Source organism: Pseudomonas botevensis (genome assembly GCF_019145475.1).
Lineage (GTDB): Bacteria > Pseudomonadota > Gammaproteobacteria > Pseudomonadales > Pseudomonadaceae > Aquipseudomonas > Aquipseudomonas botevensis.
This window is the reverse complement of the sequence record NZ_JAHTKI010000002.1, coordinates 1-14,992: the sequence shown is the minus strand read 5'-3', so window position 1 is coordinate 14,992 and position 14,992 is coordinate 1. Positions and strand designations below refer to the sequence as shown.

Sequence of the window (14,992 nt, the reverse complement as noted above, 5' to 3'; positions counted from 1 at the left end):
ACGTCCCGGCGTTTGTCCGACCCGCACATAGCCAAGGCGACCTCAGGTGTACTCAGGCACGACGCGACAGCACATCATCCTCAGATCCAATGACATGAACTGCGACGACTTCGGCGCCCTGTTCTCCAAAATGTTCGGCAACCGCTACGGCGACTCTCCGCCACCGCCCAAGAACATCGTCATTGGCGGCGTGTATGGCCGCTACGAAGACGTGAGTTTCCGGCGCATGCACTATCGCGGCGATTTCGCCGTCGAATTTCCGCTGCCGTTCGATGAAGTGACGTTTGTCATTCCCAGCGCCGGCAAAATCCTCTTCAACCACGCCACCGAATCGCTGGGCACGACGCAGGTCGGGCTGGCCGTTGACAAGGCCGAACTGCGTTCGATGCGTTTCATCGACGATCACGCCCATCGCGGCATGTCGATTGGCCGCCGGATTCTCACCGAGCGCCTGTCGACGCTGCTCGGCAGGCCGATCCTGCAAAAGCTGCAGTTCGAACCCAAGGTCAATCTCGACAGCGCGGCGTGCCAGGGCATCCGTGCGCTGATCGACCTGGCGACCGGCACCGAGTTCGACCTGCTGATGAGCGCTGGCACCCTGCTGCCGTCACGCCTGCGCGAGATGCTGGTGGATGCGGTGCTGGAAGCCTGGCCGCACAATTTCAGCGAAGCGTTGCGCCATCCACAGCCGATGATTGCGCCCCGACATGTGAAACAGGCGATCGAATACATCCAGGCGCATCCGCAGCACCTGGTCAGCGGTACGGATCTGGCGCAGTTGAGCAACGTCAGTCTGCGCGCCTTGCAGGACGGGTTTCGGCGGTTTACGGGGACTTCGATTGTCGCGTATCAGCGGCAGGTGCGGCTGGCGCGTGCCCGTGAGGCATTGGCGCTAGGCACGGTGTCGTCGGTGAGCGAGGTGGCGCTGCAATACGGGTTCAGCAATGTCGGCAGGTTTTGTCAGTATTTTCAGCGTGCTTACGGCGTCAGTCCGGCAGATGTCCGCAAAGGACTGCGTTGAAACGGTGGCGAAGAACCTCGCTTCCTCGCCACCGCTGGCCGGTCAGAACAGGTAGCTGGCCTTGAGGCTGCCAGCAAAGCCATGGCTGTCACCGCCCCCACTGGCACCGACTTCGGCCCCCACGCTCAGCGGGCCAAGATTGGCCATGACGTTCACCGCGCCACTGAACTGGTCGCGGTTATCGAACGCCGCGTGCTGTTCGATATCCAGCCCCAACAGATGGCCTTCGCTGTCGACCTCATGGTCTCCCAGCACATGTTCGTAACCGACGCGAACACCGGGCACCAGTTGCCAGGCCCCCATCGTCACCGGTGCGAATGACGCATTCAGATCGGCGACGGCACTGCGACGGGTTTGCTGCAGGTCATCGACATCGAGCGCCAGTTCGCTGCCCTTTTCCTTGAAACCGGCCAGGTCCACGCGGCTGATCCGCATACCGAGGCGCGGTTCGAGGGTCACGCCATCGACCGGCAAACGGTAACCCAGCGCCAGCGTTGCGCCGGTCAGGTTGCCGTGGCTGTTGCCCTTGGCAGAACCCAGGCCAGCGCCGAGGTCGCGCTTGCTGTCGTAGTCGATGTAACCGGCGCTGGCATCGGCGTCGACAAACAGCCCGCGCTCCAGTCCATTGGGGGCGAAACGTGCGCCCAGTGCGAGGAAGGTGTAATCGGTATCCGCCTCGCCACCGGCCCCGCCGACGCTGCCCTTGCTGTAGCCGAAACCGCCATGGGCGCTGAGTTGTTCGCTGAAACGCCGGGTGACGCCCACCATCATGCCCTGGCTGTGTTCATTGCTGCTGGCGGCGTGGGACGAACCGTCGGTGCCCAGATAACCGGCGAGCGCCGTCGTCCAGAGGCGATATTGGCCGACCTTAAGGTCAGTGCCGCTGGCGTAGGGCGCGGCGGCCTGCTCGATCATCGCGTCCTGACGCAGCAGGTAACTCGCCGCATCGGCGTGCACCTGACCGCCGACCGTGGACTCGACGCCTCCCAGGCTGCCGCCGTCGATCGCCGATTGCAGGTAGTAATTGTAGGCGCTGTAGGTGCCCGACAGGTCGCTGTTCTGCAACTGCTGCAACAACTGCGCGCCGGCAGCGGCGTTGCCGACCAGACCCGCCTGGCCGGGCAGACTGTTGTACTCGACCATTTTGCCGCGCAGCACGTAAAGGGTTTCCTGGGACAATCCCAGCCCTTGCTTGAGGTAGTTGTCCATGCTGCCGTATTGCGCGGTGACCTGATCCAGGCCCGCTTGCAGGTAACTGGCCTCGACACCCAGCAACGGCGCATAAACCGTCGCCATGCTCGGCGGCAATGCCTTCAAGGTCGCGGCCACACGGGCGGCGGTGTAATCGTTGGTCGCCAGGTAGTTGTTCATGATGGTCGCGCTGTCGACCCCGGCGATGCTCTGCAACACGGCAGCGGTCCAGCCGGTGCGATCCTTGCCGGCGGTGCAATGGAACAGCGCCGCGCCATCGACCCGGGCCAGTTCATTGAACAGCACGCTGAATTGACTGCGCATGCCGGCATCGCTGACGAACGCGCGGTTGGTCTGCTGCATCATCGCGATAGCATCGGCGGCGCTTTTGAACGAAACAGTGGTGATGTTGGCGCCGGACGTGGCGCTGCCGATGATGTCGATGTTCTGGTAGGTCGCGCCGCTGATCAGGGTATCGGGGGTGGCCGCGATTTCGCTGGGCGTGCGCAGGTCGTAGATGGCCTTGATGCCCAGACCGTTGAGGGTCGTCAGGTCCGAGGCGGTCGGCGTCAACGCATTGGAGCGATAGAACACCCCGGCGCGCATGATGCCGTCGTGAGCCGTGGCGTAGGCGGTGGTGGTGCCGGCGATGTCGCGAAAGTTGTCGATCCCGGTCAGGCGCGGGGTATTGAGGGCGGTGGAATCGTCGGCGGCCTGGGCGGCGGCGATGGACAGGCTCAGGACGGACAGCGAACACAGAAGACGTTGAAACACGATGCAGCCTCATTGAAAACGCGTTGGGCTGATCACTATCGGCAATGAAAAAATACCGATTGTGACAAGTTGCCTCGCGAATCAAATGCCTGCGCGATCGGTCCGCAAGATGCGCTTTCTGTCCTCAAGGCCGGGGCGGCCGGTAAAAAACTCGAACTCGCGTTCTGCCGCTGCATCCAACGTTTAAACCTACGGAGGACAGCATCATGAACAACGACGACCGCTCATCCACCGCCCCGTCCAATGCCCCGCCCACCGATACCTCGGGTAAACCGGTGAATGTCGTGGAACGGGATCTGACGGACCCGGATCGCGCTACCGCAGCCGTGGACGAGGTCATCACGCCCTCTTCCACCCGCACCAAGGAACAGGACGCCGAAGCGTTGCAACGCAAGGTCGACGAGATCGAGCGCAAGGTGGCGGACGGCAATTGAGGGTGGTCCGCTTGCAGGTTTTGCGTCGGGTTTGCCGGAGCAAATCGGCGGCAAAACCTGCATTTCGGCCGGTTCGGAAAATAAGTAGCTGTTTTCCATGAAATTTATTTGCCTTCGGGGGTTCCCAGACGCCTCGAATGTTGGTAAATTTCCGCCCGTTCTTGCAGCAGACCCTTCGGGACTGCGGCAAAAGCTTCAGGGGCGTCGCCAAGCGGTAAGGCAGCAGGTTTTGATCCTGCCATGCGTTGGTTCGAATCCAGCCGCCCCTGCCATTTTCTCTATCTCCTCCCTCCGCAAAATCCTCCAGATCACTTGTTCAAGTGGTCAGATTCATTTCTTTTTATTCAACTCAATTGCCGCACGCACCAGCGTTTTCAACGCCTGGGCATCGATGCTGTCGCCTTCGTGAAAATCAATCGCGCGCCGGGTATTGCCTTCGAGGCTGGCGTTGAACAGTTTCGACGGATCTTTCAGCGCGGCCCCCTTGGCGAATGTCATCTTCACCGCCGACTTGTAAGTCTCCCCCGTGCAGATGATTCCGTGCCGTGACCAGACCGGCACGCCCCGCCACTTCCACTCCTCGACCACCTCGGCATCCGCCCCATGGATGATCGCCCGGATCTCGGCCAGCATTTGGCCGCGCCAGTCGCCCAGCTCCTTGATTCTGGCGTCGATCAGCGCCGAAGCCGGGCCTTGCTGCTCTTCACTCATGATGTTCGTGCTCCCTTGCTTGCGGGTTCGTAACCCCACCAGCGTAGCTGCCGATCCAGCGCTCGCTTGCCCATGAAAAACGCCAGGCAAAAAAAAGCCCCGCATGGCGCGGGGCAAAAAATTGGTTGGTTGCGGCCAACCAAAGGAGCATCTTCAAAAACGTTCAGCGGTTACAGGCATTCCTGGGCGGCACGTTCAAAACTCGAAGGCATGAAGCTCGAGGCCAGCAAGTGGCGCTCGTACAAGAACACCTTGCCACCATCCTGGGCCTTGTAAGCCTCCAGTACGTTGTCCGCCGCGACTTTGCTCGGCACCACGATGCGGTAGCTGCGCTGGGTCTGGGACACCGTCGGGTTCAGCGAACTGCCCTGCAGTTTCGGCACCACGCATTCGGCGTACTGCGCAGGCGTCTTGTGGGTTTGCAGGGTCAGCGTCGGGTCGTTCGGTGCCGAAGCACACCCCGTCAGCAAAGCGGCAAACGCCAGGGCGGGAACAAAAAAAGCACGCATGGATAAAATCCTGAAAATAAAGGTTCGGTTCTCAGCGACGTTCGGCGTTACGGGCGCTTTCGTCGCTGTTTTGAGTCATGCCATCAGCCAGCGGTCACCAGGGCCTTGAGCGAATCGTCGAACTGCTTCAAGGCACTCAGTTGCAGATCACGTTGTTGCTCGATCTGCGCGGCAATCTCCGGCGCTCCCTTGTTGTGGACCCACACCGACGGCATCTGCTTCTCGACCGCCCCTTCGGCCTTGCCGATGTATTGCAGGCCGGCGTCGTAGAAGCGCGCGGCGAAGCGTGCTTCTACCTGGCTGTTGCGCTGGGTCAGCAAGCGGTTGTGGGTGTCGAGCATCACCACCAGATCAGGTTTGGCCTGCACCAGTTCATCGAGACTGGCGTAGACCGTCACCGAGAGAAATTGCTGTTGCAGCGAACGGGTCAGCCAGTCGATCGCCAGTTCCGGGTCGGAGCTGCTGACGAAGGCCTCGCGAATCCGCGCATCGAGCGCGTCTTTCGCACCGTTCACTGCCACATCGTGGTAGCGCTCAAGGTATTGCAGGTCGTCCAGCGTGTTTTCGCTGTACAGCACACCGACCGTTTGCGAGTGCGCAAGCCCGGCGCTGCTGCCGGCGATGGGTAGAAAGTGGCACGACTGGGTGTCGTCTGCGTAAGCCGGTGCAATCGTTGCAACCCCGCCCATCAGCAGGGCGACTACAGCCAGTCGGGTCAATCTGTTCATCGCGCAAATTCCTTGAGCAGCGTTTCGATGGAGGCGATTTTCCGCTCATCGGCGCCAAAGCAGAACTTGCGTTTGGTGATGGTCACTATTACTTGAAGCGATAGTTCAACCCCGTGCAGACTGCGACACACTCAATACAACGAAAAAAACCGAGGATGACTTGTGCGAACCTTTGATCTGATCCGCGATGCCGTATTGCCCGAGTTCCGCGAGCGCGTGGCCGACTATCTGGTGGAATACGAAACCGTGCTGATCCAGAAAGACACCGACGCCGAACGCGTGCGCGATACCGCCAATCAGTTGCGTGGCTATCTGCGTGGGTTGAACACCACCCGCGTGCTGGGCATGGCGCTCTGGGAGGAACTGGATCGGCGCATCGTCGAAAACTGGCTGTAGCGATTACTCGATGACCCGCTAGACTCTTCACGCTGCGTCCGCGGCGCCAGGGCTGCCAGGCCCCGGTCTCCTGATCCGGAGGTGTCCCTATGAGCAACAGCACCGAACTCTCGACCTTCACCGGCTGGGCCGCCACAGCAGCCGGCGCGCCGCTGGAGCGCTACAGCTACGATCCCGGCCCGCTGGGAGACGAGGAAGTCGAAGTCGCCGTGGAATATTGCGGCGTCTGCCATTCCGACCAGTCGCTGATCGACAACGACTGGGGCATCAGCCAGTACCCGTTCATCCCCGGCCATGAAGTGGTGGGCAGCATCGTGCGCATCGGCCCGCAGGCACGCGGACTCAAGGTCGGCCAGCGGGTCGGCATCGGCTGGTACAAGGGCAGTTGCATGCATTGTTCTTCGTGCATGGGCGGTTCCCATCACCTGTGCACCACGGTGCAACCGACGATCATTGGCAGCAACGGCGGCTTCGCCGATCACCTGCGTGCGCACTGGGCCTGGGCAACGCCGATTCCCGACGGTCTGGACCCGGCGAAGGCCGGCCCGCTGTTCTGCGCGGGCTCCACGGTGTTCAATCCGCTGGTGCAGTTCGGCATCAAACCAACCGACCGGGTCGGCGTGGTCGGCATCGGCGGGCTGGGGCATCTGGCCTTGCGTTTCCTCAACGCCTGGGGCTGTGAAGTCACCGCCTTCACCTCGTCATTGAGCAAGCAAGAGGAAGCCAAACGCCTCGGTGCGCATAACGTGGTCGCCTCCACCGACAGCGATGCGCTGAAACGCATTGCCGGCACCCTGGACTTCCTGCTGGTGACGGCCAACGCCAACCTCGACTGGACGGCGATGCTCGCCACCCTGCGCGGCAAGGGCCGCCTGCACTTTGTCGGCGTGGTGCCCGACGCCATTCCGGTGCATGTGTTCAATTTGATTCCGCAGCAGAAAAGCCTGTCCGCCTCACCGGTTGGCTCGCCCGGCACCACGGCGACCATGCTGGAGTTCTGCGCCCGGCATCAGATCCTGCCGCAGGTCGAGGAATTCCCGATGAGCCGGGTCAACGAAGCCGTGGATCACCTGCGCAGCGGCAAGGCGCGGTATCGGATTGTGTTGAACGCCAGTAAATAAGCATTCGGCGCGAGGTTTGGAAGCCTCGCGCCGTTTTTGCATCGATGACCGCAACTTTATCTGCAACCGTTCAGGCCGGCGCCCAGCGCCGATGCAGCCCACGCGCCAGCGCATCGAGAGCGAATCCCAGCACGCCGATCAACAGCACCATCGCCATCAGCTCCGAGTACGCGAGGCGATCCCGCGTATCGAGGATGAAATAGCCCAGCCCCGCGCTGACGCCGAGCATTTCGCACGGCACCAGCACAATCCACAGAATGCCGATGGACAGCCGCACGCCGGTCAGCACATGGCCGACCACGCCGGGCAGGATGACTTTGCGCAGGGTTTCCCAGCGGGTCGCGCTGAGGCTGCGGCTCAATTGCAGCCAGCGTGGATCGAGTTGTCGCACGCCGGCCGCGGTGTTGAGCAGGATCGGCCAGATCGCGGCGAAGGTCAGCAGGAAGTAGATCGGTTGATCGCCCACGCCCATCAGCATCACCACCACCGGCATCCACGACAGCGGCGAAATCATCCGCAGAAACTGAAAGGCCGGAGTGGTTGCCGCTTCGAGGTGGCGGTAACTGCCGATCATCAGCCCCAGCGGCACGCCGATCAGCAACGCCAGCAGCAGACCGACGACGATTCGTTTCAGGCTGACCAGCACATGCTCGTACAACTCGGCACGACCGAGCAGTTCAATCAGACTCGTCAACGTGGCTTGCGGCGAAAAACGCGCCGCCAGCCCTTCGCCGCCACCGGCCAGATGCACGCCCAGCCCCCACAGCAGCAACAGGGCCAACAGCCCTGCTGCGCCCAGAGCGCCATGGACAAGCGTTGAAGTCGGTTTGCTCATCAGAGACTGAACTCCTCGCTGCGCTCAAAGCCTTCGGGCAGGCCGAACGCCTGCATGCCGCCGACCGCCGCGATTGCATTGCGCACGAAGCGGTCGTCCACCAGGTCCCGGGCGGCATGTTGCGGATCGAGGTTGGCGAGAAAACCCTTGTCACCCTCGATCAGCGTGTCCTTGAGGCGCTTGACCAGTTCCTCGGTGTAGCTGGGGAACGGGTACGGCTGGAAGTCGATGCGCTGCTCGTCCCAATGGCTGTGCTGGATCGCGCCGCTCGCCACGTACTGCTGACGATCCGCCGCAGCCGGCGCCAGCACCCGGTTCAACACGGTCTGAGCGTGCGGGGTGTAGCGATTGTCGCCGTCCTTGGACAGCAATTTGGCCGCCTCGGCGCGGTTTTCGCGGGTCCACACCTGGGCCTTGACGATGGCGTTGACCACTTTCTGCGACCACTCGGGGCGGTTGTTCAGATCCTGCTCGTGCATGAACACCACGCAGCAGGCGTGATTGCGCCAGACGTCGCCGGTAAAGCGCTGCACCCGGCCAACCTTGAGTTCTTCGGCCAGGGCGTTGAACGGCTCGGCGACGATGTAGCCGGCAATCCGTTTGCTCGCCAGTGCCGGCGGCATGTCCGACGGTGGCAATACCAGCAGATTGACCTCGTTCGCCGCCAGTGCGGCGCTGGCCGGTTTGCTCACCGGCTCCAGGCCGTGATCGCGGAACAGTTGCTGCACCACCACGTTATGGATCGAGTACCAGAACGGAATCGCCACCGCTTGCCCGCCCAGTTGCTTGACGTCAGTGATGCCCGGCGCGACGGTCAGGCCCGAACCGCCGACATGGTTCCAGGCCACGACCTTGGCCGGCACCTTGCTGCCATAACGCGCCCAGACCGTCATCGGCGACAGCAGGTGAATCACGTTGACCTGCCCGGACAGAAACGCCTCGATCACTTGCGCCCAGCTGCGCAGCAGCACCGGACGCTCGGCCTGGATGCCCTCGGCTTCGAACAGCCCGTTGTTATGCGCCACCAACAGCGGCGTGGCGTCGGTGATCGGCAAATAGCCGATGCGCACCGGCGCATTCGGCTCCGACGCCGCTCGCGCGTTGAGGCTGTTGAGCAGCGGCAAGGCGCCGCCAGCGGTCAGCAAGGCGCTGAGTTTGAGGAAGTCACGACGTGTGTGAGTGAAGTCGTCCAGGCACATGGTCAATCTCCGACGGTTCGGGCAATGGTGGGGAAAGTGGATTGCGGCTCGCCCGCCGAAGGGTTTTGAGAATCTCGATACGCAGTGCGCCCAGTTCGTCCACCAGCTCCGCGCGAGGCTGAGGCAGGTCGACGCGCCACTCACCGAGGATCCGCGCCGGGCTGTTACCCAGTAGCAGAATCCGCTCGGAGAGCAGCAGGGCTTCGTCAATGTCATGCGTAATCAACACCGCCGCGGTGTGGTGCTCGGCAATCAGTTGCAGCAACAGCTGTTGCATGTCGGCACGGGTGATTTCATCCAGAGCGCCGAAGGGTTCATCGAGCAACAACACCTGCGGCTGCCGCGCCAGGCAACGGGCCAGCGCCGTGCGCTGGGCCATGCCGCCAGACAACTGCGCCGGGTGAAACTGCCGGGCGTGTTCGAGGCCGACCGCCGCGATGGCGTGGTCGACCCGGGCCTTGCGTTGCTCCGCGCTCAGATTCGGCTGCCGGGCGAAATCCAGGCCGAAGGCGACGTTCTTCTCCAGGGTCAGCCAAGGCAACAGGCTCGGATCCTGAAACGCCACCGCGACCCGAGGATGCGGGCCGGCCAGCGCCTCGCCATTGAGGCTGACGCTGCCCTGCCGGGGCGGTTGCAGACCGGCCAACACCCGCAACAGACTGGATTTGCCGACGCCGCTGGGGCCGAGGATCGACACCACCTCCCCCGGCTGCAGGCGCAAATCGAACGCCTCCAGAACCGTGTGCCAACCCTCGGCACGCGGATAGCCAAGACTGATGTCGCGGGCATGCAGCAACGGATGACTCATACCGCCGCTTCCTGCTTCTGCCGTTGCAGTTCGGCACGCAGTTGCACCAGGCTCGGCGTGACGATCGGCACGAACGCCGACTCGCGCCAGCGACGGGCGAAACCGCTGCCATGCTCGTTCAGATAGGCTTTGCCGCCACTGGCCTGAAGCTCCAGTTGCACAGCGTTCGCCGCCGATTCGGCGAGGGCAATGCGCACCTGGAAAAGCGCCGCCGGTTTCGCCAGGAATCGCCCGTCGAGCAGGCCTTGCTTAAGCGTATCCACGGCCTGCGCCAACTGCTGAAGCTGTTCGCGCAACGGCTCCAGCAGGATCGAGCGGCCGTCCTGCAAATGACTTTCCACCTCCGCCAGGGCACGCCGCGCCAGACCGATCGCCATGCCGCACTGCAAGCCGAGAAACGCTGGCCGCACCGCCGGCAAGAACGTCCGCGCATCGTCATGCAGCAACCATTGGCGGTCGACCTGCACCTGAGCGAAATCGATGGCGGCGGTGTTGCTCGACTGCAAGCCCATCAATTGCAAATCCGCCGAACGATGCACGCCATTGGCGTCACCGGGAATCGCCAGGACAAACGGCGAACCGCCCTCCCCGCGTTCGATGGCGGCCGCCACCACAAAGCCGCTTTTGCGCAGATTGGTCACCCAATGCAACCGCCCGCTCAGGCTCCAGCCTTTGGCTTCGGCCCGGGCGCGGACTTGCAGGGATTCGATCCCGGAGAGGAATTTCATCGCGTTCGACAAACCGGTCGCCCCGGCCAGCTCGCCGCTGAGCAGCGACGGCAGCAGGCGTTCGCGCAGGTCTGCGTTAGGGCTTTGCAGCAGGTACTCGATGAACGCCCGCTGCCCCCAGAACACAAACGCGGCGGCCAACGAATGACTGGCAACCTCGGCCAGCACTTCCACGGCGTCCGAGACGTTGCCGCCACTGCCGCCCAGATGCGCATCGAAACCGACCCGCAAGACGTCGGCAGCGGCCAGTTGCGTAAGCACCTGCTGCGGATCGCTGTCACCCAGATCCAGTGCCTGGGCGTGGCTGTCCAGCCATTGACTCAATGCCGGATTGAGCATGTCGTGTCTCTCCTTGTCCGTGCGCAGCGTCAACCATAGACCACGCAGCTTGAATCGTTGTCGGGCCGGTCACGCGCGATACGGCGCCAGTTCCGGGTTGAGCGGCGTATCAGCGAAGACATTGGCGAAGTTGCACAGGGTCGCCAGACTCACGCCGAGGATCACTTCCAGCGCATTGCCCTCGGTGTAACCGGCGGCCTTGAACTGGTGGTAGGTCTGCTCGCTGACGTTGCCCCGGGTGGCGATGACTTCACGGGCGAACGCGGCCAGGGTTTCGAGTTTTTCCACCGGCACGGTGGCTTTCTCACGCAGGGCGCTGACTACTTCCGGCGGCAGTTTTGCCTTATTCAGCGCGACGGCGGTATGACCTGCGACACAGAAATCGCAGCCGTGGTGAGTGGCCGCGATCAACTGCACCACTTCGCGCTCGGCCAGGCTCAGCTCGGCTTTGCCATTGAGCGCCGATACCGTAACGTAGGTTTCCAGCGCCGCCGGCGCATTGGCCAGGACGGCCAGCAGGTTTGGAATGAATCCAGAATTCTTCTGCGCGTTTTCCAGGAACGGCCGGGCCGCTTCGGGAGCGCTTTGCAGGGTGTGTAGAGTGACGCGTGACATGGGATGGACTCCTGCGATGGGGTGTCCGGCAAGTCTGTTGGTTATAAGAATTCCGATCCATATTCTAAAGTAGCGATTACTTGCTCCTGAGTGTTTCCATTAGATGATTTCGTCCAGCCCACTGGTTGATTGGTTATTAGAAAGTCTCGAACTCGACGCCAGCCTGTTCCACGTCGGGCGCTACTGCGGTGGCTGGCATGCCAGCACCCACGGCCTGGCGCGGGCAAGTTTTCACCTGATCGTGCAAGGACATTGCTGGCTGCATCTCGACGGGCAGGCCCAGGCGTTGCGCCTGAATGCCGGGGATGCGGTGTTTCTCCTGCGCGACCTGGATTACCGGCTGTCCAGCGCCGAGGATGTGCAGACCGCGCACGCCTTGCCGCGCATGGCAATGACCAGCCTGGACGCCCAGGCCGAAGACGGCGTCGGACTGGTCTGCGGCTTCTTCCATTTCAAGTCGGGATTGTCGTCCTTGATCATCGAAGGCCTGCCGGGCTGGATCATTCTGCGTGCCGGGGACCCTGCCTCGAGTGCGGCGCGGGCCTTGTTCGAATTGATTCTCCAAGAATGCGAACGCCTGCCGGCGCCCTCCTCGGCGCTGCTGGAGCGCTTGAGTCATTTGCTGTTTCTCTACGTGCTGCGCCAGCAAATGGCGGACAACCCGTCGCTGGGCGGGCTGGTGGCGCTGGCGCGCAATCCGCAATTCGCGCCGCTGCTGGATCAATTGATCGCGCAGCCACAGTTGCCGTGGTCGCTGGAAAGCATGGCCGAGTGCATCGGCCTTTCGCGCTCGGCGTTCTTCAAGCGTTTCAATGAACTGGCCGGCCAGTCGCCGGGGCAAGTGTTGCTGGCGCTGCGCATCCGCCATGCCTGCCAGTTGCTCAAGGCCAATCACACGGTCGAGCAGGTGTGCGCGGCTGTCGGCTATCAGTCGATCGCGGCGTTTACCCGCGCGTTCGCCAAGGCGATGGGCGTGCAGCCGGGGGCGTTTCGCAAGCAGCATGAGGGGCGATAAGGGAGAAAATCCGGGCAGCGCAGCAAAGAACAAAAAAGAATTAATAAATACAAAATAAGTATTTATCGTTATAAAAATATCCGCGTACTCTCACTCCATCCCGTCATTGAACACAGTGAAGTGCGCCATGAAGCCAACTGACAACCTGATCGACTTCGCCAGCTACCGCAAACGCCGCCAGGCCCAGCAACGGGCGCGGGCCATGTGGGAAATGTATGCGCGCAATGCCGGCTACCAGGCCTTTCAGTGGGTGCAGACCGCCCGTTCGAACGAGCCCCGGCAAGCGTGAACGCGCACGAACCCTCGCGCTTTCTGGCGAGCGCCGACGAACCTGTGCTGGACTTGAACAACCTCGAATCACTGGAAGAAGACCCGATCTGCGAGCGGGTCGCGCAGAACCTGCAACGCCTGCGCGGCAAACGGCACTTGTCGCTCGATGCACTCGCCCGCCAGTGCGGCGTGAGCCGGGCGATGCTGGCGCAGATCGAATCCGGGCGCAGCGTGCCGTCGATCAAGGTACTGTGCAAGATCGCCAAAGGGCTGAAGGTGTCGGTGGCCGCGTTTCTCGAACACCGCGCCTTTGAAGGGGTGGCCGTGTTGTCGGCGAGCCAGAGCAAACGGCTGGTGAGTGCCAATGGCGCCTTCGTCAGCCGCGCGCTGTTCCCGTTCGACGTGGCGCGTCAGTCGGAATTCTACGAATTGCGCTTGAGCGCGTTGGGTGAAGATCACTCCGAAGGCCATGGCCCCGGTGTTCAGGAAAATCTGGTGGTCGCCCAGGGCGTACTGGAAATCAGCGTCAATGACGAGCGCTATCTGTTGTCGACCGGCGACTCGATCCTGTTCTACGCCGACCAGCCCCACCGCTACCGCAACCCCGCCGACAGCGAAGCGGTGGCCTACCTGGTGGTCACCTACCCCGAACGCCTGGACTGACCGGCAATGAAAAAGCCCCCGAGGCCCATGGCCTCGGGGGCTTTTGCGTGGTTCACGAAATCCCGTGAATCAGCAGGTGCAGCACATCATCGGCATGCCGTTGCAGCTCATCATCATCGGCATGCTGCAGTCGTTCATCATCTTCATCATCAGGGCGCAGCAGTTCTTCATCATGTCCATGTTCATGCCGGCCATCGGCATGATTTTGCACATCATGCCGTCAGCCATCATGGTGCATTCCATGACGCACTTCATCGACGGCATCGGCATGCCCATCATCGGCATTGGCATCATCATGTTCATCATCGGCATGGCCATGGCCGCCTGGGACATGCACATCATGCTCATGTTGCCGCAGTGCATCATCATCGGCATGCCACAGTTCATCATCATCTGCATCATTTCAGCGCTGTTCTTGAACATGGCCATGTCCATGCCAGCGGCCGGCATCATCTTACACATCATGCCGTCGTCCATCATTTCGCAGCTCATGGTCGCCATCATCATCGGCATGCCCATCATCGGCATCATTGGCATGTTGGCGTTCATCGGCATTTGCATCTGCATGGCGTTCATCATGTGGAGCTCCCTGAAGGATTGAAGAGTCGGACAAAGCTGATGGGAGCGATTCTAAGGATTGCCGGGGGGACAACAAGATGATGGCCGAGCAGCAAAAAACGGCGCGGGAACTGCAATAGTGTCGTGGCTGATCGGGTTTTAAATGCTTTAGCTTCTAAATGGATGTGATTGCAGAGAAGCATGTAACAGTAACGATGAAATACAGGTTATGGATATGCCAAGTACATCTATTTAAATAACCGCCAGAAATAATCGTTCTAACCAGGCTGATTTATTTTCCGCAGGCTTTCTTATTCCATAAGTTTGTCGATGGAAACTTTTTAATCTTTTATCGCTATTAACCTCGCCCTTTATAATGTGCCTCTGCCTGCACCTCATTAATAAAGGGAAGTTCCATGCCAAAAAGCCTTGTCGTGGCCGCGCTGTTTCTCGCCATCGCCGGTTGTGCCACGCCGCCCGCCTCCATTCATACCAAAGATCCCGCCAGTTCCACCCTGCAAGGCGACCCCACACGGCCGGCGCAGGCACAGTGGATCCGCACCGAGCTGTATTTCTCGGTGGGGCCGCTGGAGGGCAAGGAAGGCGTGGTCAGCCCCGCGCGCTGGCGCGAGTTTCTCGATCAGGAAGTCACGTCGCGGTTTCCGGACGGTTTCAGTGTGTTCGATGCCTATGGTCAGTGGCGGGATCACGGGGCCAAAGAGCCGGAGCGGCTGGCGACCAAGGTGATCGTGATCCTGCACGAGAACACGGCGAAACATGACGCCGATATCGAAGCGATTCGTCTGGCGTTCAAGCGGATTACGGGGGATTTGTCGGTGTTGCGTTTGTCGCAACCGGCGGTGGTGTCCTTCTGATCGCTAGCCCTCTCCCAAAGGGAGAGGGAACTGATTGGGGGATATTGGAAAATTTCACCGACTTGAACGATCGGCGTTGAATCCATAATCGAGTCGGTCGGCCCCCTCCCCACTTGGGCGGTCCGACGTTTCGGGAGGGCTGGGCTGAGAGACTTGCGTCAGACGCCCCAAACCCGCCAGCAACACCGCCCCCACCCCCAAC

18 protein-coding genes and 1 tRNA gene are annotated in these 14,992 nt (G+C 61.6%); 9 read left to right on the top strand and 10 right to left on the bottom strand.

From position 1 onward, the window contains the following. Window positions 1-94 precede the first annotated feature (94 nt). Window positions 95-1,021, top strand: coding sequence for a helix-turn-helix transcriptional regulator (locus tag KVQ74_RS03725; RefSeq protein ID WP_217829656.1), 927 nt, complete (start codon window positions 95-97; stop codon window positions 1,019-1,021). Between the two features lie 42 nt (window positions 1,022-1,063). Here the strand turns inward: KVQ74_RS03725 and KVQ74_RS03720 are convergent, their stop codons facing one another. Further along, a complete protein-coding gene (locus KVQ74_RS03720; RefSeq protein ID WP_217829655.1) occupies window positions 1,064-2,986 on the bottom strand; it encodes a tyrosine-protein phosphatase in 1,923 nt (640 codons plus the stop codon). A gap of 206 nt (window positions 2,987-3,192) precedes the next feature. Here KVQ74_RS03720 and KVQ74_RS03715 point away from each other — a divergent pair, with 206 nt between their 5' ends. Next, window positions 3,193-3,420 (top strand): hypothetical protein, encoded by a 228-nt coding sequence (locus tag KVQ74_RS03715; protein ID WP_217829654.1) that lies wholly within the window; start codon window positions 3,193-3,195, stop codon window positions 3,418-3,420. Window positions 3,421-3,617: 197 nt separating this feature from the next. Next, window positions 3,618-3,692: transfer RNA gene (locus tag KVQ74_RS03710), tRNA-Gln, on the top strand. A 58-nt stretch (window positions 3,693-3,750) separates the two neighbouring features. Here the strand turns inward: KVQ74_RS03710 and KVQ74_RS03705 are convergent. The 3 genes from KVQ74_RS03705 to KVQ74_RS03695 all read right to left on the bottom strand — a co-directional run bounded on the left by KVQ74_RS03705 (window position 3,751) and on the right by KVQ74_RS03695 (window position 5,368). After that, the gene (locus KVQ74_RS03705) at window positions 3,751-4,131 is read right to left on the bottom strand and encodes a DUF1801 domain-containing protein (RefSeq protein ID WP_217829653.1); all 381 of its coding nucleotides are present in this window, start codon (window positions 4,129-4,131) and stop codon (window positions 3,751-3,753) included. A 170-nt stretch (window positions 4,132-4,301) separates the two neighbouring features. Beyond that, window positions 4,302-4,640: a YajG family lipoprotein gene (locus KVQ74_RS03700; protein WP_217829652.1), complete on the bottom strand. Its 339-nt coding sequence runs from the start codon at window positions 4,638-4,640 to the stop codon at window positions 4,302-4,304. Window positions 4,641-4,723: 83 nt separating this feature from the next. Then, window positions 4,724-5,368, bottom strand: a complete 645-nt coding sequence (locus tag KVQ74_RS03695; RefSeq protein WP_217829651.1) for an ATPase — start codon at window positions 5,366-5,368, stop codon at window positions 4,724-4,726. A gap of 162 nt (window positions 5,369-5,530) precedes the next feature. Between KVQ74_RS03695 and KVQ74_RS03690 the strand changes: the two genes are divergently transcribed. Continuing rightward, window positions 5,531-5,764: a hypothetical protein gene (locus KVQ74_RS03690; RefSeq protein ID WP_217829650.1), complete on the top strand. Its 234-nt coding sequence runs from the start codon at window positions 5,531-5,533 to the stop codon at window positions 5,762-5,764. Window positions 5,765-5,853: 89 nt separating this feature from the next. Further along, window positions 5,854-6,885 carry an NADPH-dependent aldehyde reductase Ahr gene (ahr, locus tag KVQ74_RS03685; RefSeq protein ID WP_217829649.1) on the top strand — a complete coding sequence of 344 codons (1,032 nt, stop codon included), beginning with the start codon at window positions 5,854-5,856 and terminating at the stop codon, window positions 6,883-6,885. Between the two features lie 70 nt (window positions 6,886-6,955). Here the strand turns inward: ahr and KVQ74_RS03680 are convergent, their stop codons facing one another. The 5 genes from KVQ74_RS03680 to KVQ74_RS03660 form a co-directional block, all read right to left on the bottom strand. Next, on the bottom strand, window positions 6,956-7,720 hold the full coding sequence (locus KVQ74_RS03680) for an ABC transporter permease (protein ID WP_217829648.1): 765 nt from the start codon (window positions 7,718-7,720) through the stop codon (window positions 6,956-6,958). Beyond that, window positions 7,720-8,919: an ABC transporter substrate-binding protein gene (locus KVQ74_RS03675; protein ID WP_217829647.1), complete on the bottom strand. Its 1,200-nt coding sequence runs from the start codon at window positions 8,917-8,919 to the stop codon at window positions 7,720-7,722. The genes KVQ74_RS03680 and KVQ74_RS03675 overlap by 1 nt, the downstream gene beginning before the upstream one ends. Next, window positions 8,885-9,727 carry an ABC transporter ATP-binding protein gene (locus tag KVQ74_RS03670; RefSeq protein ID WP_217829646.1) on the bottom strand — a complete coding sequence of 281 codons (843 nt, stop codon included), beginning with the start codon at window positions 9,725-9,727 and terminating at the stop codon, window positions 8,885-8,887. Before KVQ74_RS03670 ends, KVQ74_RS03675 begins: the two co-directional genes overlap by 35 nt. Continuing rightward, window positions 9,724-10,794: an acyl-CoA dehydrogenase family protein gene (locus KVQ74_RS03665; RefSeq protein ID WP_217829645.1), complete on the bottom strand. Its 1,071-nt coding sequence runs from the start codon at window positions 10,792-10,794 to the stop codon at window positions 9,724-9,726. The genes KVQ74_RS03670 and KVQ74_RS03665 overlap by 4 nt, the downstream gene beginning before the upstream one ends. Before the next feature lie 69 nt (window positions 10,795-10,863). After that, window positions 10,864-11,409, bottom strand: a complete 546-nt coding sequence (locus KVQ74_RS03660; RefSeq protein ID WP_217829644.1) for a carboxymuconolactone decarboxylase family protein — start codon at window positions 11,407-11,409, stop codon at window positions 10,864-10,866. A gap of 103 nt (window positions 11,410-11,512) precedes the next feature. On the opposite strand from KVQ74_RS03660, the gene KVQ74_RS03655 reads away from it, so the two are divergent. From KVQ74_RS03655 to KVQ74_RS03645, 3 genes are all read left to right on the top strand, one after another. Continuing rightward, window positions 11,513-12,424 (top strand): AraC family transcriptional regulator, encoded by a 912-nt coding sequence (locus tag KVQ74_RS03655; RefSeq protein ID WP_217829643.1) that lies wholly within the window; start codon window positions 11,513-11,515, stop codon window positions 12,422-12,424. A gap of 127 nt (window positions 12,425-12,551) precedes the next feature. Continuing rightward, the gene (locus tag KVQ74_RS03650; RefSeq protein ID WP_217829642.1) at window positions 12,552-12,713 is read left to right on the top strand and encodes a hypothetical protein; all 162 of its coding nucleotides are present in this window, start codon (window positions 12,552-12,554) and stop codon (window positions 12,711-12,713) included. A gap of 53 nt (window positions 12,714-12,766) precedes the next feature. Then, window positions 12,767-13,357: a helix-turn-helix domain-containing protein gene (locus tag KVQ74_RS03645; protein ID WP_217829976.1), complete on the top strand. Its 591-nt coding sequence runs from the start codon at window positions 12,767-12,769 to the stop codon at window positions 13,355-13,357. Between the two features lie 69 nt (window positions 13,358-13,426). Here KVQ74_RS03645 and KVQ74_RS03640 read toward each other — a convergent pair whose 3' ends face one another. Further along, a complete protein-coding gene (locus KVQ74_RS03640) occupies window positions 13,427-13,936 on the bottom strand; it encodes a hypothetical protein (protein ID WP_217829641.1) in 510 nt (169 codons plus the stop codon). A gap of 395 nt (window positions 13,937-14,331) precedes the next feature. Between KVQ74_RS03640 and KVQ74_RS03635 the strand changes: the two genes are divergently transcribed. After that, window positions 14,332-14,790: a DUF3574 domain-containing protein gene (locus tag KVQ74_RS03635; protein WP_217829640.1), complete on the top strand. Its 459-nt coding sequence runs from the start codon at window positions 14,332-14,334 to the stop codon at window positions 14,788-14,790. Window positions 14,791-14,992 lie beyond the last annotated feature (202 nt).